Source organism: Pseudomonas sp. UBA6276, assembly GCF_002438365.1.
Lineage (GTDB): Bacteria > Pseudomonadota > Gammaproteobacteria > Pseudomonadales > Pseudomonadaceae > Aquipseudomonas > Aquipseudomonas coleopterorum.
In genome coordinates, this window is record NZ_DJUS01000022.1 from 1 (window position 1) to 25822 (window position 25822).

Below are 25822 nucleotides of genomic sequence, written 5' to 3' on the forward strand. Positions count from 1 at the left end.
GAGATGTCGGCGAACACGGCGACGAAATGGGTGATGGCCTCTTCGCTGTTGCGTACCGAACTGATGGTCAGCCAACTGGGGTACAGCTCGCCGTTCTTGCGCCGGTTGCAGATCTCGCCCTGCCAATGCCCCTCGGCGGCCAGGCGATGCCACATGGCAATGTAGAACGCACTGTCGTGCTGGCCCGAGGCGAGCAGGCGAGGGGTTTCGCCCAGCACTTCCTGTTCGGAAAAACCGGTGATCTCGGTGAAGGCACGGTTGACCATGCTGATGCGTTGCTGGGTGTCGGTGATCAGCACGCCCTCGGCCGTGCTCTCGAACACCGTCGCGGCCAGGGTCAGCTTGTGCTGCATCTGCTGGCGCTCGGTGATGTCCCGGGCAATGGTCAGCATGCAGGCGTCCCCACCGATCGGCAGCGGCCGCACCGACACCTCACACAGGCGCACCTGGCCATCGATACGCCGGATGCGGCAGACGAAGTCACGAACGAAGCCTTGCCGCTGCAGCTTGTCCAGCAGCCGCTTGCGCTCGTTGGGATCGGCCCAGATGCCCAGTTCGAGGGTCGAGCGATCCAGGGACGTCTTGCTCTTGTGCCCGGTCATGATGCTGAAGCCTTCGTTGACCTCGATCAGCAGCCCATCGCTCTGACGGGTCAGCAGCATGCCATCGGGCGAGGCGTGGAACGCCTTGGCGAATTTCTCTTCGGAAATCTGCAGGCGCTGCTGGGTCTGCTTGAGTTCGCTGATGTCGCGCACCACCACGACCATTGCCGCCGTGGTTTCCAGCTGGAGCGGTTCGGCCGAGAGCAGGCCGGTGAAGCGCTGGCCGTTGTCGCGGCGAAAGGTCATCTCCAGGTTGCGGATGCTGCCGCCCTGAAGGCGCTTGAGCAGTCGCGGCGCGACGCCGTCCACGCCCCAGATGTCGAGCTCCGCTGCGCGCCGTCCGACCACCTGTGCCGCCTTGAGGCCGATCTGTTCCTCGAAGGCTTCGTTGACCTCAAGCAGGCAGCCGTCGCTGAGCCGCGCGATGACCAGAATGTCGGGACACTGTCGAAACACCGAGGCGAACTTCTGCTCGGACAGGCGCTGGGCTTCTTCGATCTTCTTGGTTTCACTGATGTCGATCATCAGGCCGCGCATCACCGGTCGCTGGTCATGTTTGATCAGGCTGACGATATCGCGCACCCACAGGCTGCGACCGTCCGCAGTAATCACACGGTATTCGAGGGAGTGCCCCACACCTGCAGCGGTTTGCTCGGCGCAGTATTCGCGCGCCCAGCTCGCGTCCTCCGGGTGCAGGATGCGCAGCCAGAAGCCGGGCTCCAGCCAGCTCTGCAACGGGTAACCCAGCAACGCCTCGGCATGGGGTGAGACGTAGCTGTAGGTGTAGTCGGTCGTGTCGGCTTCCCAGGCGATGGCCGAAAGGCTCTCGATCAGACCGCGGTAATGGTATTCGCTGCTGCGCAGCTCACGTTCCAGAGCGATGCGTTGGCTGATTTCCGACGTCAGACGCCGGTTGATGCGGATCACCACGCCCAGGGCAATGACCAGCATGACCAGGCCGGGCAGGCCGTAGATCAGGGCGGAGTACCAGTCACGGGCGGGCGCAGCATTGGCCGACGAGGCTAGCTGCGTCGTTGGCACACTGGCGTCTGGCGCCGCGGCAAGCAGGGGGCGCGCCTCGGCCACACTCGCGAGCAGAGGCGGATGTTCAACTAGCCCAAGCGGGTAACCAGCGGGAGAAACAGTGTCGGCGATGGCTGCCCCGGCGAGCGAAGTCAGCAGCACAAGTGCCGGCAGTCGATGCATGGCAGCCTCGTTGGACCATCGCAGGAAGGGCCAGTGTAGTCGGGCGCGGCAGCCAGCGGGAAGAGGGGGGCGAACAAACTTTGGGGTCATGGGTCCATCACGCAAAACCCCCGGCAAGGCCGGGGGTTCTGGTGGTGCTCGTCGCTGAGGCTTATTCGTCGAGGAAGGAGCGCAGGTGCTCGCTTCTCGTCGGATGACGCAGCTTGCGCAGCGCCTTGGCTTCGATCTGACGAATACGCTCACGGGTGACATCGAACTGCTTGCCGACTTCCTCGAGGGTGTGGTCGGTATTCATGTCGATGCCGAAGCGCATGCGCAGCACCTTGGCTTCCCGTGCCGTCAGGCCACCCAGCACTTCGCGCGTGGCTTCCTTGAGGCTTTCCACGGTGGCCACGTCGATCGGCGACTGCATGGTCGAGTCTTCGATGAAGTCACCCAGATGGGAGTCTTCGTCGTCACCGATCGGCGTCTCCATGGAGATAGGCTCCTTGGCGATCTTCAAGACCTTGCGGATCTTGTCCTCGGGCATCTCCATGCGCTCGCCCAGCTCTTCCGGCGTAGGCTCGCGACCCATCTCCTGCAGCATCTGCCGCGAAATGCGGTTCAGCTTGTTGATGGTCTCGATCATATGCACCGGAATACGGATGGTGCGCGCCTGGTCGGCGATCGAGCGGGTGATGGCCTGACGAATCCACCAGGTGGCGTACGTCGAGAACTTGTACCCGCGACGGTATTCAAACTTGTCCACCGCCTTCATCAAGCCGATGTTGCCTTCCTGGATCAGATCGAGGAATTGCAGGCCACGGTTGGTGTACTTCTTGGCGATCGAGATCACCAGACGCAGGTTGGCTTCGACCATCTCCTTCTTCGCCCGGCGAGCCTTGGCTTCACCGATCGACATGCGACGGTTGATGTCCTTGATCTCGGCGATGGTCAGACCGGTTTCCGCTTCCAGCGCGCTCAGCTTCTGCTGGCAGCGCTGAATGTCGGCCTGCAAGCGACCGATGGCTTCGGCGTACTTCGCCTTGCCGTTGGCCAGAGCATCGCTCCAGGTCTGGTCGACTTCGTTGCCTGGGAACTGGCGCAGGAAGTCGGCGCGCGGCATGCGAGCATCACGAACGCACAACTGCATAATGGCGCGTTCCTGCTGACGCAGGCGATCCAGGGCACCACGAACACGCTCCACCAGGCCTTCGAACTGCTTGGGCACCAGCTTGATCGGCATGAACAGCTCGGCCAGCGCGAGCATCTCGGCGATGCCTTGCTTGCTGTGACGGCCATGCTTCTTCAGCGCTTTCAGGGTAACGGCGAGTTGATCGGACACGGCGCCGAAGCGCTGCTGGGCCACGACCGGATCGGGACCGCTCTCGGTCTCTTCCTCGTCGTCGCTGTCGCTTTCTTCTTCGTCGTCATCCTTGGCGTCGGCCTTGTCGGCCGGTTTCTCGACCGGCGGCGGCACCTCGGCCGGCGGCGCGATGCCGTCGTCCGGATCGATGTAGCCGCTGAGCACGTCGGACAGGCGACCACCCTCGGTGGTCACGCGGTCGTATTCGCTGAGGATATGCTCGACCGTGCCGGGGAAGTGCGCGATCGCGCCCATCACCTCACGGATGCCCTCTTCGATACGTTTGGCGATTTCGATTTCGCCTTCACGCGTGAGCAGCTCGACCGTACCCATTTCGCGCATGTACATGCGCACCGGGTCGGTCGTGCGACCGATGTCGGTCTCGACCGCTGCCAACGCCGCAGCGGCTTCTTCGGCCGCCGCTTCGTCGGTATCGGCTTCGGCCAACAAAAGGGCATCCGCATCCGGAGCACTCTCGAATACGTTGATCCCCATGTCGTTGATCATGCGGATGATGTCTTCCACCTGCTCCGGATCTGAAATATCCTCGGGCAGGTGATCGTTGACCTCCGCGTAAGTCAGGTAGCCCTGCTCACGACCACGGGTGATCAACTCTTTGATGCGAGATTGCTGTTGCGCTTTTCCGGACATAACACCCTATCCACTGAAGGTCTTGGCGGGCAAAAAACAAGCCGAGGATTATACCCGAGCTAGGACCTCACGCGCCAGTTGAGGTCGGGGTTTGTGCGTGAACATTGCGGCTGAGGAGCTCGCGCAGTTGATTCTTTTCCTCTGCGCTCAGTTCACTCTGTCTTGATTTCCTGAGCAAATGCTCGAGACAACGCTCGCGTTGGCGAGCAGACAAGCTAGTTATAGTGTCGAAAAACTGTTGTTCAAGGTTATCGGCATCGATCAGCCATTCTTTCTCGGCCAATGCGCGCAGTAACTTGCCTTGTTCGGTGCCGTGCCATCGCGCGATCAACTGCAGAGAGCGTAGCTTGGGATTCTTCTGCAGGGCTTCGAGCAGTGCCACCAGTAGTTGTGCGTGCAGTTGTTCCTCGTCGGCAAAATGACTGACATCCTCCACCTTCTCCGCCAGTTGCGGATAGTGCAGCAGAGTGCGCAGTGCACTGAGCGTGGGCGGCTCCACCGTCACCGGCGTGCGTGGCTGCGGGCGCGGTTCGAAATCACGCTTGCCCTTGCCTTTCCACGGCTTGCCTTCCCATTTCTTGCCGGACGTCTTGGTCGATGTCCATTGTTGCTGTGGTTCGAAGGCCGGCGGCGCATGAAAGTCACTGAAGTCCGGCGAATAACCCGGCATCGAATCGTAATCGGCCATCGGATCGTGACTGGGCGTCGGCGCTGCGGGTGCGCTTTGCACCAGCTGGCTGACGGCCTCGCCACTCAAACCGGTGATCTGGCTCAGGCGATTGCGCATCAGGGTGCGCAGGTTGGCGCCCGGTACCTTGTCGATCAGCGGCGCGGCCAGCGTTGCCATGTGCGCCTTGCCTTCCAGCGAGCGCGGATCGGCTTCTTCGGTCAGCTGCTGGAAAAAATAGTCCGCCAGCGGCTGCGCGTGTTGGTTGATTCGAGCCCGGAAGGCGTCGGTGCCTTCGGCGCGCACCAGGGTGTCCGGGTCTTCGCCTTCGGGCAGAAACAGAAAGCGCGCCTTGCGCCCATCCTGCAGGCTCGGCAGCGCAGCTTCCAGTGCACGCCAGGCGGCATTGCGGCCGGCCTGGTCGCCGTCGAAGCAGAACAGCACGCTGGGCACCACGCGAAACAAACGCTTGAGGTGCTCCTCGCTGGTGGCCGTGCCCAAGGTCGCGACGGCGTTGCGCAAGCCTTGCTGAGCCAGGGCAATGACATCCATGTAGCCCTCGACGACGATGATCTCGTCAAGGTTGCGGTTGTGCTTGCGCGCCTCGTACAGGCCGTACAGCTCCTGGCCCTTGTGAAACACCGGAGTTTCCGGGGAGTTCAGGTACTTGGGCTTGTCGTCGCCCAGCACCCGGCCACCGAAGGCGATGACCCGCCCGCGGCTATCGCGGATGGGAAACATCACGCGGTCGCGGAAACGGTCGTAGCGCTTGCCCGAGTCGGCGTTTTCCACCAGCAGGCCCGCATCGATCATGGCTTTCTGCTGAAGGCTGTCGCTGCTCAGGTGCTTGAACAGGTTATCCCAGCCGGGCGGTGCGAAACCCAGGCCGAAATCGCGCGCGATCTCGCCGGATAGGCCGCGGCCCTTGAGGTAGTCGACGGCCGCCCGGCGTTGCGGGTGCCCCCTGAGCGCCAGGCGATAGAACTCTGCGGCGGCTTCGAGCAGTGGGTACAGCGGTGAGTCGGTGGGCTGGCGCGGCTTGCTGTTGCGCCCGCTGTCTTCGCGCGGCACTTCCATGCCGGCGGCCTTGGCCAGTTCCTCGACGGCCTGGGGAAAGTCCAGGTTGTCGTGGTCCATGATGAAGCCAAGGGCGTTGCCACCGGCGCCGCAGCCGAAACAGTAATAGAACTGCTTGTCGGGGCTGACGCTGAAAGAGGGGGTCTTTTCCTTGTGGAAAGGGCAGCAGGCCGTGTAGTTCTTGCCGGCTTTCTTCATTTGCAGACGTGACTGCACCACATCGACGATGTCGGTACGGTTGAGCAAGTCGTCGATGAAGCCTTGGGGAATCAGCCCGGCCATGGCGTTCTCTTTATCAGCAGCCCAGGAGCGGAAGTGTACCCATTGGAAATCGGTCTGGCAGGTTTTGCAGCGCTGATTTCTATGTCGGAAACGTCTCTGCGTTCAACGGCGCCTTGGGCAGCAGTCGAAGGAGGGCGTTACCAACGGAATAAGTGTGCTCGTCTGCAGCCTTGCAAGGCTCGTCAGGATGACGTGCACGATCTGGCAATGAAGCCAGTTCTGACGTTTGAGGCGGGGTACTGCGGCAACTGCCGGCAGCCCGGCTGTGGGCCGGGCAAGGCAGAAGCTTGCGACGAACGTCTGTGTATTAGTACAGACGAACGGCGCGGCGCTGTTCGCGCTGGACTTTCTTGGCGTGACGTTTGACAGCAGCTGCTGCCTTGCGCTTACGCTCCGAAGTCGGCTTCTCGTAAAATTCGCGGCTACGAACTTCAGCCAGTACACCGGCTTTTTCGCAGGAGCGCTTGAAACGACGCAGAGCTACGTCGAAGGGTTCGTTCTCTTTAACTTTGACGGCTGGCATCCAGAGCTACCTTCATTCATTACCGGGGTCGACATCTCATGGCAAAAGCGCGCATAAGTACGTCGGTTTTTAAGGGTTGCGGATGTTAACCCTTACCCAGCAGGAATGCAAAGCCTCTGATCGAAAACCGCTGGTCGGTGCTCTGTTCGACGACTATCATGCGCGCCTTCGAATACAGCTCCACAAGGCCTGGCCATGCTAGTACTGGGATTGGAAACGTCCTGCGACGAAACCGGTGTCGCATTATACGACAGTGAACGCGGCTTGCTGGCCGATGCGCTGTTCAGCCAGATCGACCTGCACCGCGCCTATGGAGGGGTGGTGCCCGAGCTTGCCTCGCGCGACCACGTCAAGCGCATGCTGCCGCTGATCCGTCAGGTTCTGGCCGAGGCCGACTGCGCGGCGACCGAGATCGACGCCATCGCCTATACCGCCGGCCCCGGCCTGGTAGGCGCGCTGCTAGTCGGCGCCTCCTGCGCCCAGGCGCTGGCATTCGCCTGGGACATACCGGCGTTGGGCGTTCACCACATGGAAGGCCATCTGTTGGCACCTATGCTGGAAGAGCAGCCGCCGCAGTTTCCGTTCGTCGCCCTGCTGGTATCCGGCGGCCATACGCAATTGGTCCAGGTCGACGGCATTGGCCAGTACGCCTTGCTCGGCGAGACCCTGGACGATGCGGCCGGGGAAGCCTTCGACAAGACTGCCAAGCTGATCGGCCTGAACTACCCGGGTGGCCCGGAGATTGCCCGCCTGGCCAGACAGGGCGTAGCGGGGCGCTTTACCTTTCCCCGGCCGATGTGCGACCGCCCTGGTCTGGATTTCAGTTTCAGCGGTCTGAAGACCTTCGCGCTCAACACCTGGCAGCAGTGCCGCAGCGCTGGCGACGACGGCGAGCAGACTCGCTGCGATATCTCCCTCGCGTTTGAGCAGGCGGTGGTCGATACGCTGACCTACAAATGCCGCCGGGCCTTGAAGCAGACCGGCCTCAAGCGCTTGGTGATCGCCGGTGGGGTGAGTGCCAACCAGTCGTTGCGCCAAGGCCTGGAAAAGATGCTGGGCGAGCTGGGTGGCAACGTCTATTACGCCCGTCCGCAGTTTTGCACCGATAACGGTGCCATGATCGCCTATGCTGGGTGTCAGCGTCTGTTGGCCGGGCAGCAGGAAACCCTGGCCATCAGTGTCCAGGCACGTTGGCCGATGGAGCAGTTGCCAGCGCTCTGAACGCGCCGGCCAGCCTGCTCAGAAGTGCCGCTCGCGGCCGGCGAACAGATCGCGCAGGTTGCCGCGGTGACGCCAGATGATCAGGATCGTCAGCACGCTCAGGGGCAGCAGTGTCTCTGGCCATTGCCAGGCCACCAGCGGCAAGGTCAGTGGCGTGGCGATCAGGGCTGCGAGTGAACTGGTGCGCGTGAGCCGAAAGGTCAGCGCCCAGGCAACCATGGCCAGCAGCGCGGCAGGCGGGTACAGGCCCAGCAGCAGGCCGGCGGAGGTGGCCACGCCCTTGCCGCCCTTGAAGCGGAAATACAGCGGAAACAGGTGGCCGATCACCGCGCAGAGCCCGATCCAGGCTTGCTGTGCGAGCGTCATCCCGGCTTGCGCGGCAATCAGTACCGGCAGCAAACCCTTGCACAAGTCGCCCAGCAGAGTGAGGATGGCGAGCTTTTTACCGGCCAGGCGTAGCATGTTGGTCGCGCCGGCGTTGCCCGAACCGCTCATTCGCGGGTCGGGAGTGCCCGTCGCGCGGCTGAGCACGATAGCGAAGGACAGCGAGCCGAGCAGGTAGGCGCCAAGCGCCAGCAACCAGAACATGCTTTATTTCCGGGTAGGGAAACCCTTGATTCTAACGGCGCCAGGCGCCCTTGTCGTGCTGCGGAGTGAAGTGCTTGGACAGAGTGTTTATCGAAGGCCTGGAAGTCGACACGGTGATCGGCGCCTATGATTGGGAGCGTGACATTCGTCAGTGCCTGCGTCTGGACCTGGTATTCGCCTGGGACAACCGTCCGGCTGCCGCGGGCGACGACCTGACGCTCGCGCTGGACTACGCGACCGTCTCGCAGCGCATCCAGGCCTTTGCCGCCCAGGCGCGCTTCGAGCTGGTCGAGACCTTCGCCGAGCGCCTTGCCCAATTGCTGATGAGCGAATTCGGCATTCCCTGGCTGCGGCTCAAAGTCACCAAGCCGGGTGCCGTCGCGGCGGCGCAGGGTGTGGGCGTGGAGATCGAGCGCGGATGTCGCTGAATCGAATCTATCTGGGCCTGGGCAGCAACGTTGATCGCCAGCGCCATCTGTGCGCCGGGCTCGACGCGTTGGCCGCCTTCCTCGTGGACCTGCGCTGCTCGGCCGTATTCGAAAGCCAGCCGGTGGGTATCAAGAGCGGCCCGTTCTTCAACCTGGTGGTCACCGCGCTGACCGATCTGCCTTTGGCGGAGCTGGACCGCCGGCTGAAATTCATCGAGGCCGACAATGGCCGCTACGCCCCGGACCGCAAGGGGCTGCCGCTGGATATCGACGTATTGTTGTACGCCGACTTGGTCGGCAACTTCGATGGGCTGATATTGCCGCGTGCCGAAATTCTGAAAAACGCGTTCGTCCTGTGGCCATTGGCGCTGATTGCGCCAGAGTTGGTGCATCCGGGTACAGGTGTGAGTCTTGGCCGGTTGTGGCGCGAGGCGAGTATCGACCAGGTATTGGCGCCTGTCCCCTTCGAATGGCGCGGACAGCAGTTGACCCCCGCCACGCTCTAGATCGCTCGCGCCTTCTTCGCGGGCAGAGACCCGCTCTCACAGGTGATCTCACTTCCCTATGGGAGCGGCCTCCCCAGGTGGTCACACTTCCCATGGGAGCTTCAGGTGATCACACGTCCCTGTGGGAGCGGGTCTCTGCCCGCGAAGAGGCCCGCAAAGCCACCCTCAACCATCCCCATTCAAACGCCCGCCTTATACCCCTTCAACACCTCCAACCGTGCCCGTTTCAACGCCTCACCCAGCGCCTGCCCCTTGAACCCTTGAGCAACCAGCGGCTGTACCGCCACCCCCCGCGCCGCCGCAGCCGCACCGCGCAGATAATCTGCCTGAGGGTACTCTCGCCCCTCGAACCCCAACCGTCCACGCGCGTCCATTTCGCACGCCATGATAAACTCCTCGAAGCGCTGGGGACGGCGGTACACGTCGAAATTCTGCAACAGCTCCAGCAAGGTCGACGGTTTGAGTTCCAGAGCTCGATGCCCATGGGTATGGTATTCACCGACCAGCACCGCCAGCTCCTGGCAATCCTTGGGCACCTTGAAGCGCTCGTTGACCGCCTTGATCAACTTCACGCCGCGCTGCTCGTGAGCGATATGCCGCGGCCACTCGCTGGGTCGCGTGGTGCCCTTGCCCAGATCGTGCAACAGACACGCCCAGCGCACGGTCAGCGGCTGGTCATGCCGCGCCGCCTGTTCCAGCACGCTCAAGGTATGCACCCCGGTGTCGATCTCCGGATGATGAGCAGGCGGCTGCGGTACGCCGAACAACGCGTCCACTTCGGGGAGCAATTGTTCCAGCGCTCCGCAGTCGCGCAGCACCTGAATGAACACTTGTGGATGCGCTTCCAACAGCGCCCGGGAAATTTCCTTCCAACTGCGTTCGGCCGTCAGGGCCTGCAACTCGCCCGATTCACTCAGTTGACGCATCAATTGCAAGGTCGGTTCGGCCACTTGAAAACCCAGTCCGGCATAGCGGGCAGCGAAGCGTGCAACCCGCAATACGCGCAGGGGATCTTCGATGAAGGCGGGGGAGACGTGCTTGAGCAGGCGGTCATACAGATCTTGCTGGCCACCGTAGGGGTCGATGATCCGACCTTCGTCGTCCTCGGCCATGGCATTGATGGTCAGGTCGCGCCGCGACAGGTCCTCTTCAAGGGTGACGTCCGGGCTGGCATGGAACACGAAACCACCGTAGCCGCGGCCGCTTTTGCGCTCGGTACGCGCCAGGGCATATTCTTCGCCGGTCTGCGGATGCAGAAACACCGGGAAATCGCTGCCGACCGGCCGGTACCCGTCAGCGAGCATTCGTTCGGCGCTGGCACCCACGACCACGCGATCGATGTCGGTGACAGGTATACCCAGAAGGCGATCGCGTACCGCGCCGCCTACTTCATAGATCTTCATTGCAACACCTCCGATGGCCGCGAAGGATAACACCAAGCCATCGAAGGTTAGCCGAGTGCACCGGCCTCAGAGGTGCACGACGTTGAGGTCCGCCCGCCCATGGCTGCCGTCCGTGTGCTCGTTGCGCGGCGGCACGTGGTGCGTCTTGACCAGTTGATCGCCCTGCAGCGTCTCCAGATGGATGTCGAAGCCCCACAAACGGTGCAGGTGCTTAAGCACTTCCTCGGTGGATTCGCCCAGAGGCTTGCGGTCGTGTTGCTGATGACGCAGGGTCAATGAGCGGTCACCGCGTCGATCGATGCTCCAGATCTGCACGTTGGGCTCGCGGTTGCCCAGGTTGTATTGCGCCGCCAGGGTCTCACGGATCGTGCGGTAGCCGTTCTCGTCGTGGATCGCGGGCACCAGCAGTTCGTCGCGCTGGTCGTCGTCCATGATGCTGAACAGCTTCAGGTCACGAATGACCTTGGGCGACAGGTACTGCAGGATGAAACTCTCGTCCTTGAAGCTGCTCATGGCGAACTTGATCGTCGACAGCCAGTCACTGCCAGCAATTTCGGGAAACCAGCGGCGGTCCTCGTCGTCCGGGTGCTCGCACATGCGCCGTATGTCCCGGTACATGGCAAAACCCAGCGCATAGGGGTTGATACCGTTGTAGTAGGGGCTGTCGAAACCCGGCTGGAACACTACACTGGTGTGCGACTGCAGAAACTCCATCATGAAACCATCGGTGACCAGACCCTCGTCGTAGAGGTCGTTCATCAGGGTGTAGTGCCAGAACGTCGCCCAGCCTTCGTTCATCACTTGGGTCTGGCGCTGGGGGTAGAAGTACTGCGCGATCTTGCGCACGATCCTGACGATCTCGCGTTGCCACGGCTCGAGCAGCGGCGCGTGTTTCTCGATGAAGTACAGGATGTTCTCCTGCGGTTCGGCCGGGAACCGGGCGTTGTCCTCCTCGCGGTTCTTGTCGGCGCCCTTAGGGATGGTGCGCCATAGATCGTTGATCTGGCGTTGCAGGTGTTCCTCGCGATCGGCCTGGCGGCGGCGCTCCTCCTCGGCGGAAATCGGATACGGACGCTTGTAACGGTCGACGCCGTAGTTCATCAGGGCGTGGCAGGAATCGAGCAGGTCTTCCACGGCATCGATCCCATGGCGTTCCTCGCACTTCATGATGTAGGACTTGGCAAACACCAGGTAATCGATGATCGAACTGGCGTCGGTCCAGGTGCGGAACAGGTAGTTACCCTTGAAGAAACTGTTGTGCCCATAGCAGGCATGCGCCACCACCAGCGCCTGCATGCAGATGGTGTTCTCTTCCATCAGGTAGGCGATGCACGGATCGGAGTTGATGACAATCTCGTAGGCCAGCCCCATCTGACCGCGCGTGTAGGACTTCTCGGTACTGAGAAAGTGTTTGCCGTAGGACCAGTGGTGATAGCCCAGCGGCATGCCGACCGAAGCATACGCATCCATCATCTGCTCGGCCGTGATCACCTCGATCTGGTTGGGGTAGGTGTCCAGCGCATAGCGCTCGGCGATGCGGCTGATTTCCCGGTCATAGGTCTGGATGAGCTCGAACGTCCATTCCGAGCCCGTGGAGATGGGTTGACGCTTCTGCTCTCTGGCGGTCATGTCGCTAACCTGCGCTGGAAGAGTTCACGGAAGACCGGATAGATATCCCCGGCCGACACCAGCTGTTGCTGGGCGAACGTATCGGCGAACGACTCGCTGATGCGCTCGTATTCGTACCACAGCGCCTGATGTTCGCGCGGCGTGATCTCTACATAGGTGTAGTACTGCACGAACGGCATGATCTGCTTGGTGAGGATTTCCCGACAGATGGGCGAGTCGTCGTTCCAGTTGTCACCGTCCGAGGCCTGGGCGGCGTAGATGTTCCATTCGTTGGTCGGGTAGCGCGCCGCCATGATTTCCTGCATCAGTTTCAACGCGCTGGAAACGATGGTGCCGCCAGTCTCGCGAGAGTAGAAGAATTCTTCTTCGTCGACTTCGCGGGCGCTGGTGTGATGACGAATGAACACCACCTCGATCTTGTCGTAGTTACGTTTGAGGAACAGGTACAGCAGGATGAAGAACCGCTTGGCGATGTCCTTGGTCGCCTGAGTCATTGAGCCGGACACGTCCATCAGGCAGAACATCACCGCCTTGGAGCTTGGGTTGGGGTGTTTGACCAGCAGGTTGTACTTCACGTCGAAGGTGTCGAGGAAGGGCACTCGATGGATGCGGGCGCTGAGCTTTTCGATTTCCCCCATCAGGGCCTGGATGTCACCAAAGTTGTCTGGCTCTTCGATCTTCAGGCGTTCGAGTTCGAGCTTGGCCGCCTTGAGCTTGGCGCGGCTGCTGCCCGAGAGCGCGATGCGCCGCGCGTGGGCGGAACGCAGGGTGCGGATGATGTTGATGCGTGAGGGGTTGCCCTCGTTGCTGATCCCGGCGCGCACCGTCTTGTAGGTGTCGGTACCACTGAGGTTGCGCTTGACCAGGTTGGGCAGTTCAAGGTCTTCGAACATGAATTCGAGGAACTCTTCCTGGGTGATCTGGAACACGAACTCGTCCATGCCCTCGCCGGAGTTGCCCGCCTTTCCAGGCCCTTTGCCGCCACCGCCACCGCCTTGGGGGCGAGCGATGTGTTCACCGGCCGTGAACTCCTTGTTGCCGGGGTGCACAACGGTCTGCTTGCCACCACGGCCGTGATGCAGCACCGGCTCGTCGATGTCGCGACCGGGAATGCTGATCTGCTCGCCGTGTTCCATGTCGGTGATGGAGCGGCGGCCGACCGCTTCTTCCACAGCCTTCTTGATGTGGTCACGGTAACGCCGCAGAAATCGCTGGCGGTTCACCGTGCTCTTGTTCTTGCCATTGAGGCGTCGGTCGATCACATAGCTCATTAGGCCTCCGGGCAGCCTGGCTGCAAGCCACAAGTCGAGAGCGGCGAGGCGCCCGGACGCTCATGTCCGTCCGGGCCCTTCGCTGCCTGAAGCTTACCGCGCGATCACTGCGACTTCCTGACCCGCAGATACCACTCGGACAGCAGGCGTACCTGCTTGTCGGTATAGCCGCGCTCGACCATGCGAGTGACGAAGTCGTTGTGCTTCTGCTGGTCCTCCTTGCTGGCCTTGGCGTTGAAGCTGATGACCGGAAGCAGATCCTCGGTGTTAGAGAACATCTTCTTCTCGATCACCACGCGCAGCTTCTCGTAGNNTCTCGTTGCGGAAATCCTTCGGATTGCTGATGCCGGCCGGCTTCTCGATTTTCTCCAGTTCTTCGTTGAGAGCCACACGGTTGAGGATTTCCCCGGTTTCCGGATCGCGGTATTCCTGATCCTGAATCCAGAAATCGGCGTACAGCACGTAGCGGTCGAAGATGTTCTGGCCGTACTCGCTGTAGGACTCCAGGTACGCGGTCTGGATCTCCTTGCCGATGAACTCGATGTAGCGTGGCGCCAGGTATTCCTTGAGGAAGCGCAGGTAGCGCTCGCGCACCTCGGCAGGGAACTGCTCCTGCTCGATCTGCTGCTCCAGCACGTAGAGCAGGTGCACCGGGTTGGCGGCGATTTCGTGTGGATCGAAGTTGAACACCTTGGACAGGATCTTGAACGCGAAGCGCGTCGACAGACCATTCATCCCTTCGTCCACACCTGCTGTGTCGCGGTACTCCTGGATCGACTTGGCCTTGGGATCGGTGTCCTTGAGGTTTTCGCCGTCGTATACGCGCATCTTCGAGTAGATGTTGGAGTTGTCCGGCTCCTTGAGCCGCGACAGGGTGGTGAACTGGGCGAGCATCTTCAGGGTGTCGGGCGCGCAATGAGCCTTGGACAGCGAACTGTTGAACAGCAGCTTGTCGTAGATCTTGATCTCGTCGCTCACCCGCAGGCAGTACGGCACCTTGACGATGTAGATCCGGTCGATGAACGCTTCGTTGTTCTTGTTGTTGCGGAAGCTGTGCCATTCCGATTCGTTGGAGTGCGCCAGCAGGATGCCGGAGTAGGGGATCGCGCCCAGGCCCTCGGTGCTGTTGTAGTTGCCTTCCTGAGTGGCGGTCAGCAACGGATGGAGCACCTTGATCGGTGCCTTGAACATCTCGACGAACTCCATCAGCCCCTGGTTGGCGCGGCACAGGGCACCGGAGTAGCTGTAGGCGTCGGCGTCGTTCTGCGGGTATTCCTCCAGCTTGCGGATGTCCACCTTGCCCACCAGCGCGGAAATGTCCTGGTTGTTCTCGTCCCCCGGCTCGGTCTTGGCCACGGCGATCTGGTTGAGGATGGAAGGGTAGAGCTTGACCACGCGGAACTGGCTGATGTCGCCGCCGAATTCAGCCAGGCGCTTGGTCGCCCAAGGCGACATGATGGTGCTCAGGTAGCGCTGCGGAATGCCGAAGTCTTCCTCCAGGATCGCGCCGTCCTCGGTGGCATTGAACAGCCCCAGGGGCGACTCGAACACCGGTGAGCCCTTGATGGCGTAGAACGGCACCTTCTCGATCAACTGTTTGAGCTTCTCGGCCAGCGACGACTTGCCGCCACCGACCGGTCCGAGCAGGTACAGGATCTGTTTCTTTTCTTCCAGACCCTGCGCGGCATGGCGGAAGTACGACACGATCTGGTCGATGCATTCCTCCATGCCATGGAAGTCTTCGAAGGCGGGGTAGCGGCGGATCACCTTGTTGGAAAAGATGCGCGACAGCCTGGAATTGGTCGACGTATCGAGCAATTCGGGCTCCCCGATCGCCATCAGTATCCGCTCGGCGGCGGAGGCGTAGGTGCTACGGTCCTTTTTGCACAGCTCGAGGTACTCCTGTAATGAGAGCTCTTCCTGGCGTGTGGATTCGAAGCGTTGTTGGAAGTGGCTAAAAATACTCATGACGTCACCTCGCTCGATACGTGGAGCCGACGTCGGATCACTCAGTTGATGCTGGCGGTCACCTGAACCCCTTGGTGGCCGTATACCCCCCAGAACACCCATGTAGTCTTTACCGATTGACCCGCGCGCCGGTGTACCGGCTCTCCCCTGTTATGGATGGCCTGAGCTAAAGGATAGTTGGTAATCGGGGACTTCAAGGGCGGATGCGCAATTAAGTGTCGGCAAGGCTTTGCGCCGATGCCGGGAAGGCCCGTGGGGCGCGGCGTCGGCGCACGAAAAAAAATTCGTCGCGCCTTGCCCGCCGCCGAGGATTCAGGCCTGGCTGGTTTCGCCCGGAAAGGTAGTGCGCCACAACTCGAAGCCACCATCCAGACTGTAGACGTCGGAGAACCCTTGGCTGACCAGATAGGCGGCGGCGCTCTGGCTGGAGTTGCCGTGGTAGCAGACCACGACCAGCGGTTTGTCCAGGTCGGCCGCCTTGATGAAATCGTGCAGCGAGTGGTTGTCCAGGTGCGTGGAGTCAGTGATGTGGCTGGCCGCGAAGGTCTGGAGATCGCGGATGTCGACCACCACGGCGCCCTGTTCGCGCAGGCTGTGGGCTTGTTGCGGAGGGATGCGTTGGAATTCGGTCATGGGCAGGCTCCTGGGCTGGGCATCCATTCTAGCGTTTGTCGCTGGGGGGAGGGAAATCGGCCGCAGGCATCGGTTCGGGTGTAATTGCCCCGCCTTGGTCGGTGCATTGGCATGACAGGCGCACGCCACTGTCGACGTCGAGCAGGGTCATCGCGCCGCCCCATACGCAACCGGTGTCGAGCGCGATCACGCCCGGCGCGTCACAGCGACCTTCCAGGGCCGCCCAATGGCCGAAGATGATCTTGAGGTCGCGGGTCTTGCGCTCCTTGTGCGCGAACCAGGGCGCGTAACCGGGCAACGCGGTGTCGGCGCCTTCCTTGCCCTTGAGGTCGAGCTTGCCGTCAGCGGTGCAGAAGCGCATGCGGGTGAAGTAATTGGTGATCACACGCAGACGAGCGGCGCCCTGCAGTTCCTTGTCCCACTTGTTCGGCTCGTTACCGTACATGCCATCCAGATAGGGCTGAAACAGGTTGTCGTCACGCAGGGCCGTTTCGACTTCGGCGGCCAGACGCAGGGCCTTGCGCAGCGACCACTGGGGCGGAATCCCAGCATGAACCAGCACGGTATTGCGTTGCTCATCGTAGTGCAGCAGCTTCTGGTGGCGCAGCCAGTCGAGTAGTTGCGGGCCGTCTGGCGCTTCGAGGATCTCGCGCAGAGTATCGCCGCGCTTGAGTCGTTCGGCGTCGTGAGCTACCGCCAGCAGGTGCAGGTCATGGTTGCCCAGCACGCAGACCACCGACTCGCGTATGGCATACAGATAGCGCAGGGTTTCCAGCGAGCTCGGTCCGCGATTGACCAGGTCACCCACTAGCCACAAGGTGTCTTTCGTCGGGTCGAAGGCGACCCGTTGCAGCAAGCACTTGAGGGGTTCCAGACAGCCTTGCAAGTCACCGACTGCGTACACCGCCATCAGTGCAGAGCTCCCGGCACGGCGAGGCGAAACGGCGCGATTACGGCTTCGAACTGCTTGCCGTCCTCAGCTTGCATCTGATAACTGCCCTGCATGTTGCCCACGGTGGTGGCCATGACCGTACCGCTTGAGTAGGTATGACTCGCGCCTGCAGCAATAAGTGGTTGCTGGCCGATCACGCCCGGACCACGGACTTCTTCGACCTTGCCATCGCCATCGGTGATCACCCAGTGTCGTGATAGCAAGCGAGCGGGCAGTTGTCCGTTGTTGAGCACAGTCACGGTATAGGCGAAAGCAAAACGATGCTGCTCGGGTTGGGACTGTTCGGGCAGGAAACGGGTCACGACGCTGACGTCGATCTGATAGCGAGGATCGGACATGCAAAAGGCCTTGAAAGCGAGAGCGAATGTAGCCGGCGTCGGCCGGTTCAGGTCAGTCTAGGTCAAATAGAGGGCCTGTGGACCAACGAGTGGTCCACGTTAGAGGTCAGAGCGCGTCGCTTCGTTCGGCCAATTGATCGGCCAGGCGTACGAAAGCCGCCAGGTCGAGCTGCTCGGGCCGCAGGCTGCCGTCGACGCCTGCCGCTTCGATCGCCTCATTGGGCAGCAACGCCTTGAGGGTATTGCGCAAGGTCTTGCGGCGCTGGTTGAACGCTTCGCGGACGACACGCTCGAGCAGGCGGTGATCCTTGGCCGGGTGGGGCAGGGTGGTATGAGGCACCAGTCGCACGATGGCCGAATCGACCTTGGGCGGTGGATTGAACGCACCGGGTCCGACGTTGAACAGGTGTTCGACGCGGCAGTGGTACTGAACCATGATCGACAGACGACCCCAGTCGCCACCGCCAGGCCCTGCAGCCATGCGCTCGACCACTTCCTTCTGCAGCATGAAATGCATGTCGCGAATCAGATGGGCGTTGTGCAGCAGATGGAAGATCAGCGGTGTGGAAATGTTGTACGGCAGGTTGCCGACTACGCGCAGGGTAGCGGGCTCGGCACCCAGACTGGTGAAGTCGAACTTCAACGCGTCGCCCTGGTGCAGACGGAAGTTGTCACGGCCTGCGAACTGCTGATTGAGAATGGGCACCAGGTCCTTGTCCAGTTCCACGACGTCCAGTTGCGCGCCGCTGCCCAGCAGGCCTTCGGTCAGCGCGCCCTGGCCCGGTCCGATTTCCAGCAGGTGTTCACCGGGCTTGGCATGGATCGAGCGAAGGATACGGTCGATAACGCCGGCGTCATGAAGAAAGTTCTGACCAAAGCGCTTGCGCGCCCGGTGTTGGTATTGCTCGGTCATTAAAATGTCTCGGCCATTCGATAGGCGGTGTCGAGGGCGACGCGCAGGCTGCCGGTATCGACCTTGCCGGTCCCGGCCAGGTCGAGGGCGGTGCCATGGTCCACGGAGGTGCGGATGATCGGCAGCCCCAGGGTGACGTTGACCGCCGCGCCAAAGCCCTTGTACTTGAGTACGGGCAGGCCTTGGTCGTGATACATCGCCAGCACCGCGTCGCAATGCTGCAGGTATTTGGGAGTGAAGAGCGTATCGGCAGGCAGCGGCCCGCGCAGATCCATGCCCTCGGTGCGTAGACGCTCCAGGGTGGGCTCGATGATGTCTATTTCTTCGCGACCCAGGTGGCCGCCCTCGCCGGCGTGCGGGTTGAGGCCGCAGACCAGGATGCGCGGGCGAGCCAGGCCGAATTTGCCCTGCAGGTCGGCATGCAGAATGCGCGTGACCCGCTCCAGGCGTTCGGCGGTGATTGCGTCGGCTACGTCGCGCAGCGGCAGGTGAGTGGTCACCAGCGCCACGCGCAGATCGCCGGTGGCCAGCATCATCACTACCTGTTCGGTCGCGGTGAGGTCAGCGAGGAATTCGGTATGCCCGGAAAACGCGATGCCACCGTCGTTGATGACACCCTTGTGCACCGGCGCGGTGATCATGCCTGCGAACAGACCGTCGAGACAGCCTTGGGCCGCACGGGTCAGGGTCTGCAGCACGAACGCGGCATTGGCTGTATCCAGCTCACCTGTACGCACAGGCGCGCCCAGCGGTGTATCCCATACGTACAGGCTGCCAGCGGGCGCAGGATGGTCGGGGAGGGCGTCGGCATCGACTGCCAGCAGACTGACGGCCAGCCCCAGTTGCGCGGCCCGCTCGGCGAGCAGGTCACGACTGGTGATGGCTATCAGGGGATGAGGCTGGGATTGCGCGGCGAGCAGCAGGCACAGGTCAGGACCTATGCCCGCCGGCTCGCCGGGCGTCAACGCGAAACGCTTGGGTGTCACTGTGCAGCCTGGTCGGCGCCAGGCAGCTTGATTTCAACGTAGGCTTCGTCGCGGATCTGGCGCATCCAGGTCTGCAGCTCTTCGTCGTATTTGCGGTTACGCAACACGTTCATTGCCTGCTGATCGCGGGCCTGCTCGGTGTTGTCGGTCGCGCGGCGGCCGAGTACCTGCAGAACGTGCCAGCCGAACTGCGTCTGGAATGGACGCGAGACCGATTCCACTGGCGTCGAGGCCATGGTTTCGCGGAACTCGGGTACCAGCGACTGTGGGTTGACCCAATTCAGGTCGCCACCGTTGAGTGCCGAGCCTGGATCTTCCGAGAAATTCTTCGCCAGGGTGGCGAAGTCTTCGCCGTTCTCGATGCGCTCGTACAGTTTGCGCGCCAGCTCTTCGGTTTGCGCCGGACTGCGAATCTCGCTCGGCTTCAGCAGAATGTGGCGTACGTGCACTTCGTCGACGGTCTGGACGCCGCCGCCGCGCTTGTCCAGCACCTTGAGGATGATGAAACCCACAGGCGTGCGCACTGGTTGCGTGACATCACCAACCGGCATGGTGCTCAGCATGCGATCGAAAGGTGGTGGCAACTGCGCCGGCTTGCGCCAGCCCATGTCGCCGCCTTCGAGGGCGTTTTCGCTCGACGAGCTGGCAATGGCCAGCTTGTTGAAGTCGGCACCCTGCTTGAGTTGGCGATAGATGTCTTCGGCCTTGCTGGCCGCTGCCTGGATGGCCGCCGAACTGGCGCTTTCCGGAACCTGGATCTGGATGTTGGCCAGGTGCAGTTCCTCGGACAGCTGCATCTTGCCCAGGTCCGAAGCGAGGAAGTTCTTCACTTCCTGCTCCGACACCTGGATGCGCTCGGCCACGCGACGCTGACGCACGCGGCTGATGATCATCTCGCGCTTCACCTGCTCGCGCGCATCGTCATACGACAGGCCGTCATGCGCCAATGCGGCGCGGAACTGCGCGGTCGACATGTTGTTGCGCTGGGCGATGGTGGCGATGGCACCGTTGAGTTCTTCGTCGGTGATGCGAATGCCGGAACGCTCGCCGATCTGCAGTTGCAGATTCTCGACGATCAGGCGTTCCAGCACCTGCTGTTGCAGGACGCTGGCGGGAGGCACGCCACCACTGCCGCCACGCTTGGCGATGGTTTGCTGCACTTCCTTGACGCGCTGGTCGAGCTGACTTTGCATGACCACGTCGTTGTCGACGATGGCCACGACACGGTCCAGCTGTTGCACCGCGGCGTGCGCCGTGGTGCCCAGCAGCATGGCGCCCAGCACGACTGGGCGCAGCAGATCACATAGCTTGGTCTTCACGTTCACGATAACCTTGAATGCCCTTGTCGAGGAAACCCTCAACCTTATTGCCTACCACGCCACCGAGGCCCTTCAGCACGATTTGCAGGAAGATGCCATGGTCGCCTTTTTCGTTCTGCGGGGCGGCCTGGCTGTATTCGTCGTAGTCAACCCAGTAACGGTTGATCAGACGCATCTTCCAGCAGCAGTTGTCGTATTCGAAACCACCGAAGGCTTCCAGCGTGCGGTTGCGGTTGTAGTCGAACTGCCAGCGGCTGATGACGCTCCACTGCGGCACGATCGGCCACATGACCGAGAAGTCATGCTGCTGGATCTTGTAGTAGTCCTTCACGTAGTTCGGATCGCCCGGCTGACCGTAGTCGCCACCGAAGGTCCAGCGACCGGTCGCCGAATCGTAGTGCACGGTGTCGTCGCGGTAGCGATAGCCCAGGTTGACCACCTTGTTGGGGTTGTCTTCAGGCTGGTAGTGGAACATCGCGCTGCCCGAACGAGTGCTGCGGCTGTCTGGATCCCAGTTGAAATCCGAGCTGAAGCGCCAGTCGCGGTTGAAGCGGTATTCGTATTCCAGGGCGTACGGCGAAACGTTGGCCTGTGCATCGTCGCGGGTCTTGAAGTCGACGCCCGGCAGTTGCACTTCGCGATCCCGGAAATACAGGGCCTGACCGACGCTGACACGCTGACGCTCGAAACCGTTGTCTTCGATCCAGCGGCTGGTCACGCCCAGCGAGAGCTTGTTCTCGTCGCCCACGCGGTCGGTACCGGTGAAGCGGTTTTCACGGAACAACGAACCGTAGCTGAAGGTAGTTTCCGACGTGTCGAACACGGGAATGTCGGTCTGGTCTTCCTCAGGTACATAGAGGTAGAACAGGCGCGGCTCCAGGGTCTGGCGGAAGTTGGTACCGAACATCTGCGTGTCGCGATCGAAGTACAGGCCGCTGTCGATGCTGGCGATCGGTACGCCACGGTTCTGCGAGCTGCTGAAACGCTCGTCGGCCAGCAGGGTGTTCTTGCCGCGGCTGTCCAGATCCAGGTCGTACTGGGTGTACATGTACTTGAGCGACGGACGCACGAAGCCCCAGTTCCAGTTCAGCGGGAGGGCCACACCAGGTTCCAGGTTCAGGCGGTTGCCGTTGGCGCGGGCCAGGCCGGAGACGTTGTTGTCGATACGGCGATCACTGAAACCATCTTCGTTGATGAACGTACCGGTGCGCAGATCACGCTCGAAACGAACGATCTCGCTGTTGTACGTGAAGTCCAGACCACCCGGATGGTAAGGCAGTGCACCGTTGAAGGTGATCTGCGGCATGCGGTTGTACGGAGTGATGTCCGCCACGGTCGCCAGCTTGTACGCCTGAACGTTCAAGCGTGCGGTGTAGGTATCGCCACGATAGGTCAGGGCACCCTGCTGGTTGATCCAGTCGTGGCGCTCGACGCCGATCTGGTCGGACTGCAGGTCCTGGAAGTAGTAGGGATCGCTGATGTCGGTGTAGTCGACTTCGGTGGTCAGACGCGAATCCAGGCCGCCTTTGTGCTGCCAGTTGACCATCCAGCGGGTCTTGTCGTAGTCGGACTGCAGGCGGCGATCGTCGTTCTCGTCGTTGAGGTACGCACCGCCGAACTGGCCTTCGCTGGTCTTGGTCAGGTAGCGGAACTCGCCTTCCATCATCACGCCGCGCTTGGCCATGTAGCGCGGATACAACGTGGCGTCGTAGTTGGGCGCCAGGTTGAAGTAGTACGGCGTGACGAGGGTGAAGCCGCTGTCGCTGTCGGTGGCGAAGGACGGCGGGAGGAAGCCGGACTGGCGACGGTCATCGATCGGGAAGTAGATATACGGCGTGTACAGCACCGGAATATCCTTTACCCGAAGGGTGACGTTGGTCGCGGTGCCGAAACCGGTGGCCGGGTTCAGCGTGATGTTGTTGCCCTTGAGCTGCCAGGCGTTGCTGTCCGGCTCACAGGTGGTATAGGTACCGTCCTTGAGGCGGATGATCGCGTTTTCGGCACGCTTGGCGTACAGCGCACTGCCGCGGATGCGCGACTTGTGCAGCACGTATTCGGCGTTGTCGACCTGGGCCTCGCCGGTGTCGAGCTGGACCTGGGCGTGGTCGCCCACGACCAGCGCGCCGTTGTCGCGCAGCTTGACGTTGCCGTTGAGCTCACCACGGTTCTCGGCCTGATGCAGGCTGGCCTCGTCGGCCTCGATCTGCATGCTGCCCTGGCGCATCACCACGTCACCGGCCAGCGAAGCGATCTGCTCTTCGGTCTGGTAGCGCGAAGCCTTGGCGCCGATGAAGGTCGGTGACTCGCTCTTGGGCGTGTTGTCGCTCATGCCGGGACGCACGGGTTCGATGTACGCACCGGAGCAGTACGGCCCGGTTTCGGCCAGTTGCGCGGCAGTCAGCTTGCTGCGCGGTACCCAGTCCAGGTGGCTGTAGTCGGCGCTGCGCGAGGTCAGGCCACGGCCCTTGCTCTGGGTGACGGCCACCGGGCCGACGGTCTTCTCTTCACGCGAAGAGCCGCCGCCACTGCCTGCCACCGCCGCGCCGTCGTGCACGGGGCGTGGCGGCAACTGCGCAGCCGAGGCCTTGGGGTTGCAGTCCCAGGCACCGGCAGCGGAGACTTGGCAGTCGAATTGCTCTGCAGCAAAGACGAACTGGGTGGCCATGGGTTGCATCACCAGCAAACCGCCAGTGACCAGCAACGGAAATTTTTTACGAAACGCGGGGGATTTCAATGCCATCTTATTAGTCCGGGCTTCCTGCGTGCCATCTTGCCCGCGGGGGGGCCGCACGCCTCTCGATGGTCTGAAAAAGATGCTGGATAATAAAGCATGACCCGCTTGACGGCTAGCGCCGTCGGAGACCCTTGCAATGCCTGATCAAGATGTACGCCTGCAACACCTCAAAACATGGCTCGACGAGCAACTGGAGAAACTCTTCCAGGCTCGTGAATGGGGCGCCGTACCCCCGGCCACGTTGACTGCGGCCAGTAGCGATGCCAGTTTTCGTCGGTACTTCCGCTGGCAGGGCCAGGGTCGCAGTTTTATCGTCATGGACGCGCCACCGCCCCAGGAAAACTGCGCACCGTTCGTGAAAATCGACGAATTGCTGGCGAGTGCCGGCCTCAATGTGCCGCAGATTCATGCCCAGGACCTAGAGCGTGGCTTCCTGCTGTTGAGCGATCTTGGCCACCAGACCTACCTGGACGTGATCGATGCGGACAACGCCGAAGCGCTGTTCGCCGACGCCATCGATGCCTTGCTGGCGCTGCAGAAACTACCGGCCAGCGGCGACCTGCCCAGCTACGACGTGGCACTGCTGCGACGCGAGCTCGAACTGTTTCCGGAATGGTACGTTGGCAAGGCCTTGGGCAAACAGCTGGACGCCGAGCAACTGGCGGCCTGGCAACGCGTGAGCACGCGCCTGATCGACAGCGCCCTGGCGCAGCCCAAGGTACTGGTGCATCGCGACTTCATGCCGCGCAATCTCATGGTCAGCGAGCCTAATCCAGGCGTGCTGGACTTTCAGGATGCGGTCTATGGTCCGGTTACCTACGACATCACCTGCCTGTTCAAAGATGCGTTTCTCAGTTGGCCAGAGGAGCGTGTGCAGGCATGGCTGCAGCGCTACTGGGAGCAGGCAGGCGAGCAGGGCATACCGGTGCAGCTGGACTTTGCCGAGTTCTGCCGTGCCAGCGACCTGATGGGCGTGCAGCGCCATCTTAAAGTGATCGGCATTTTCGCCCGTATCTGCCATCGTGACGGCAAACCCCGTTACCTGGCCGACGTACCGCGTTTCTTCTCTTATATAGAAACGGTACTGGCGCGGCGTCCCGAGCTGGCTGAACTGGGTCAACTGTTCAAAAGCCTTGGAGTGTCCTCATGAAAGCCATGATCCTGGCGGCAGGCAAGGGCGAGCGCATGCGCCCGCTGACCCTGACCACGCCCAAGCCGTTGCTGAGCGTTGGTGGCAAACGGTTGATCGAATACCACCTGCTCGCGTTGGCCAAGGCGGGCTTCAGCGACGTGGTGATCAATCACGCCTGGCTGGGCCAGCAGATCGAAGACTACCTGAGCGACGGCGCTCGTTATGGTGTGGCCATCGAGTATTCGCGCGAGACCGAACCGCTGGAAACCGGCGGCGGCATTCGTCAGGCGTTACCGCTGCTGGGTGATGCACCGTTTCTGGTGGTCAATGGCGACATCTGGACTGACTACGATTTCAGCCAATTGCGCGGCCCATTGGCGGGCCAGGCTCATCTGGTACTGGTCGACAACCCGGCCCAGCATCCGCAGGGTGACTTCACCCTGCTCGAAGGCCAGGTGCGCGACCAGCCCGGGTTGACCTACAGCGGCATCGCCGTGCTCGACCCCGAGCTGTTCGACGGCCATGGCGAAACCGCGTTCAAGCTCGCGCCATTGTTGCGCCGTGCGATGGACGTGGGGCAGGTGACCGGCGAGCACTACCGGGGTCAGTGGATCGACGTCGGCACGCCGCAGCGGCTGAGCGACCTGGATCGGCTCTTGGCCGAGCGGGGTTGATATGCTGTGGCCCACAACGGTAGCCGGCGCAGCGGCAGGTTATGCCATTGCCGACATTCCAGGCGCGCTGCTGGGCCTGGTGCTTGGTCAAGCGCTGGATCGCCATCTCAGGTTACAGACCTGGGGGGAATTGCTGGATCGGCTCAAGGGCAAGTCGGTGCTGCGCGACGAAGAGCTGTTGTTCGTCCTGCTGGGCCGGGTGGCCAAGGCTGAAGGCCAAGTGCTCGCGGCGCATATCCAGCAGGCGCGCCTGGAAATGCGCTCTTTGAACCTCAACGAGCAGGCACGTCGCCGCGCGATCGGTGCATTCAATCGGGGCAAGGCGGGGGGTGATCAGTTGCGCGGGCACCTGCTGCGCCTCAAGCATCAACCCAATTCCGCCGAAGGCATGCTGCGTGCCTGCTGGCGGATGGTCTGGGCCGATGGTCGCGCCGGAACCGCCGAACGCGAGCTGGTGGTCACCTGGGGCAAGTGGCTGGGCTGGTCGTCGGCGCGCGTGCAGGGGCTGGGGCAGGACTACGAGCCGCGCCACAGACCGGTGACCAAGCGTGGCGGTGCCTACGAAGAAGCGATGCGTTTGCTGGGAGTGTCCTCGACCACCGAGCCGGATCAGATCAAGCGCGCCTACCGGCGCCTCTTGAGCCGACATCACCCCGACAAGCTGGTCGGCAGTGGCGCAACCCCGGCGCAGATTCGCGAGGCGACCGACCGCACCCGTGAGCTGCACAACGCCTACAGCCTGATCCGCGAGCGCCGCGATCTGCGTTGATGGGC

At 62.0% G+C, this 25822-nt stretch carries 20 protein-coding genes and 2 pseudogenes; 6 read left to right on the top strand and 16 right to left on the bottom strand.

The features are described 5' to 3' along the window. From B2V21_RS03045 to rpsU, 4 genes and pseudogenes are all read right to left on the bottom strand, one after another. Positions 1 to 1592 (bottom strand): annotated as a pseudogene (locus B2V21_RS03045) (PAS domain S-box protein); the annotation flags it as partial. A 367-nt stretch (positions 1593 to 1959) separates the two neighbouring features. After that, positions 1960 to 3804, bottom strand: coding sequence for an RNA polymerase sigma factor RpoD (rpoD, locus tag B2V21_RS03050; RefSeq protein ID WP_049862422.1), 1845 nt, complete (start codon positions 3802 to 3804; stop codon positions 1960 to 1962). Between the two features lie 67 nt (positions 3805 to 3871). After that, complete coding sequence (gene dnaG, locus B2V21_RS03055) at positions 3872 to 5830, bottom strand: DNA primase (RefSeq protein ID WP_286915995.1); 1959 nt, start codon at positions 5828 to 5830, stop codon at positions 3872 to 3874. Positions 5831 to 6137: 307 nt separating this feature from the next. Next, positions 6138 to 6353 carry a 30S ribosomal protein S21 gene (rpsU, locus tag B2V21_RS03060; RefSeq protein ID WP_002551877.1) on the bottom strand — a complete coding sequence of 72 codons (216 nt, stop codon included), beginning with the start codon at positions 6351 to 6353 and terminating at the stop codon, positions 6138 to 6140. A 195-nt stretch (positions 6354 to 6548) separates the two neighbouring features. Between rpsU and tsaD the strand changes: the two genes are divergently transcribed. After that, positions 6549 to 7574, top strand: coding sequence for a tRNA (adenosine(37)-N6)-threonylcarbamoyltransferase complex transferase subunit TsaD (gene tsaD / locus B2V21_RS03065; RefSeq protein ID WP_049862420.1), 1026 nt, complete (start codon positions 6549 to 6551; stop codon positions 7572 to 7574). An 18-nt stretch (positions 7575 to 7592) separates the two neighbouring features. Here tsaD and plsY read toward each other — a convergent pair whose 3' ends face one another. Continuing rightward, complete coding sequence (plsY, locus tag B2V21_RS03070; protein ID WP_286915996.1) at positions 7593 to 8162, bottom strand: glycerol-3-phosphate 1-O-acyltransferase PlsY; 570 nt, start codon at positions 8160 to 8162, stop codon at positions 7593 to 7595. Between the two features lie 74 nt (positions 8163 to 8236). Between plsY and folB the strand changes: the two genes are divergently transcribed. Then, positions 8237 to 8590 carry a dihydroneopterin aldolase gene (gene folB, locus B2V21_RS03075; RefSeq protein ID WP_134723522.1) on the top strand — a complete coding sequence of 118 codons (354 nt, stop codon included), beginning with the start codon at positions 8237 to 8239 and terminating at the stop codon, positions 8588 to 8590. Beyond that, positions 8581 to 9096, top strand: coding sequence for a 2-amino-4-hydroxy-6-hydroxymethyldihydropteridine diphosphokinase (gene folK, locus B2V21_RS03080; protein WP_090360746.1), 516 nt, complete (start codon positions 8581 to 8583; stop codon positions 9094 to 9096). Before folB ends, folK begins: the two co-directional genes overlap by 10 nt. Before the next feature lie 179 nt (positions 9097 to 9275). Here the strand turns inward: folK and B2V21_RS03085 are convergent, their stop codons facing one another. The 11 genes and pseudogenes from B2V21_RS03085 to B2V21_RS03135 form a co-directional block, all read right to left on the bottom strand. After that, the gene (locus tag B2V21_RS03085; protein ID WP_286915997.1) at positions 9276 to 10499 is read right to left on the bottom strand and encodes a multifunctional CCA addition/repair protein; all 1224 of its coding nucleotides are present in this window, start codon (positions 10497 to 10499) and stop codon (positions 9276 to 9278) included. 66 nt (positions 10500 to 10565) lie between these two features. Then, positions 10566 to 12128, bottom strand: a complete 1563-nt coding sequence (locus B2V21_RS03090) for a SpoVR family protein (RefSeq protein ID WP_056845313.1) — start codon at positions 12126 to 12128, stop codon at positions 10566 to 10568. Then, positions 12125 to 13399 (bottom strand): YeaH/YhbH family protein, encoded by a 1275-nt coding sequence (locus tag B2V21_RS03095; RefSeq protein WP_043192463.1) that lies wholly within the window; start codon positions 13397 to 13399, stop codon positions 12125 to 12127. Before B2V21_RS03095 ends, B2V21_RS03090 begins: the two co-directional genes overlap by 4 nt. 104 nt (positions 13400 to 13503) lie before the next feature. After that, positions 13504 to 15469, bottom strand: a pseudogene (locus B2V21_RS03100) (PrkA family serine protein kinase). A gap of 210 nt (positions 15470 to 15679) precedes the next feature. Then, the gene (gene glpE, locus B2V21_RS03105; RefSeq protein WP_286915998.1) at positions 15680 to 16000 is read right to left on the bottom strand and encodes a thiosulfate sulfurtransferase GlpE; all 321 of its coding nucleotides are present in this window, start codon (positions 15998 to 16000) and stop codon (positions 15680 to 15682) included. A gap of 28 nt (positions 16001 to 16028) precedes the next feature. Further along, positions 16029 to 16910 (bottom strand): symmetrical bis(5'-nucleosyl)-tetraphosphatase, encoded by an 882-nt coding sequence (locus tag B2V21_RS03110; protein ID WP_286915999.1) that lies wholly within the window; start codon positions 16908 to 16910, stop codon positions 16029 to 16031. After that, positions 16910 to 17290 carry a Co2+/Mg2+ efflux protein ApaG gene (apaG, locus tag B2V21_RS03115; RefSeq protein ID WP_049862410.1) on the bottom strand — a complete coding sequence of 127 codons (381 nt, stop codon included), beginning with the start codon at positions 17288 to 17290 and terminating at the stop codon, positions 16910 to 16912. The genes B2V21_RS03110 and apaG overlap by 1 nt, the downstream gene beginning before the upstream one ends. Before the next feature lie 106 nt (positions 17291 to 17396). Continuing rightward, positions 17397 to 18203 carry a 16S rRNA (adenine(1518)-N(6)/adenine(1519)-N(6))-dimethyltransferase RsmA gene (gene rsmA / locus B2V21_RS03120; protein ID WP_056845315.1) on the bottom strand — a complete coding sequence of 269 codons (807 nt, stop codon included), beginning with the start codon at positions 18201 to 18203 and terminating at the stop codon, positions 17397 to 17399. Continuing rightward, positions 18203 to 19189, bottom strand: coding sequence for a 4-hydroxythreonine-4-phosphate dehydrogenase PdxA (pdxA, locus tag B2V21_RS03125; RefSeq protein WP_282348103.1), 987 nt, complete (start codon positions 19187 to 19189; stop codon positions 18203 to 18205). The genes rsmA and pdxA overlap by 1 nt, the downstream gene beginning before the upstream one ends. Then, a complete protein-coding gene (surA, locus tag B2V21_RS03130) occupies positions 19186 to 20514 on the bottom strand; it encodes a peptidylprolyl isomerase SurA (RefSeq protein WP_177327982.1) in 1329 nt (442 codons plus the stop codon). The genes pdxA and surA overlap by 4 nt, the downstream gene beginning before the upstream one ends. Continuing rightward, positions 20489 to 23248: an LPS-assembly protein LptD gene (locus tag B2V21_RS03135; protein WP_286916000.1), complete on the bottom strand. Its 2760-nt coding sequence runs from the start codon at positions 23246 to 23248 to the stop codon at positions 20489 to 20491. Before B2V21_RS03135 ends, surA begins: the two co-directional genes overlap by 26 nt. A gap of 130 nt (positions 23249 to 23378) precedes the next feature. Between B2V21_RS03135 and B2V21_RS03140 the strand changes: the two genes are divergently transcribed. From B2V21_RS03140 to B2V21_RS03150, 3 genes are read left to right on the top strand one after another with little or no spacing between them, the layout of a single operon-like run. Next, on the top strand, positions 23379 to 24392 hold the full coding sequence (locus B2V21_RS03140; protein WP_049862405.1) for an aminoglycoside phosphotransferase family protein: 1014 nt from the start codon (positions 23379 to 23381) through the stop codon (positions 24390 to 24392). After that, on the top strand, positions 24389 to 25048 hold the full coding sequence (gene murU, locus B2V21_RS03145) for an N-acetylmuramate alpha-1-phosphate uridylyltransferase MurU (protein ID WP_286916001.1): 660 nt from the start codon (positions 24389 to 24391) through the stop codon (positions 25046 to 25048). The genes B2V21_RS03140 and murU overlap by 4 nt, the downstream gene beginning before the upstream one ends. Before the next feature lies 1 nt (position 25049). Continuing rightward, positions 25050 to 25817 (top strand): DnaJ domain-containing protein, encoded by a 768-nt coding sequence (locus tag B2V21_RS03150; RefSeq protein ID WP_286916002.1) that lies wholly within the window; start codon positions 25050 to 25052, stop codon positions 25815 to 25817. Positions 25818 to 25822 lie beyond the last annotated feature (5 nt).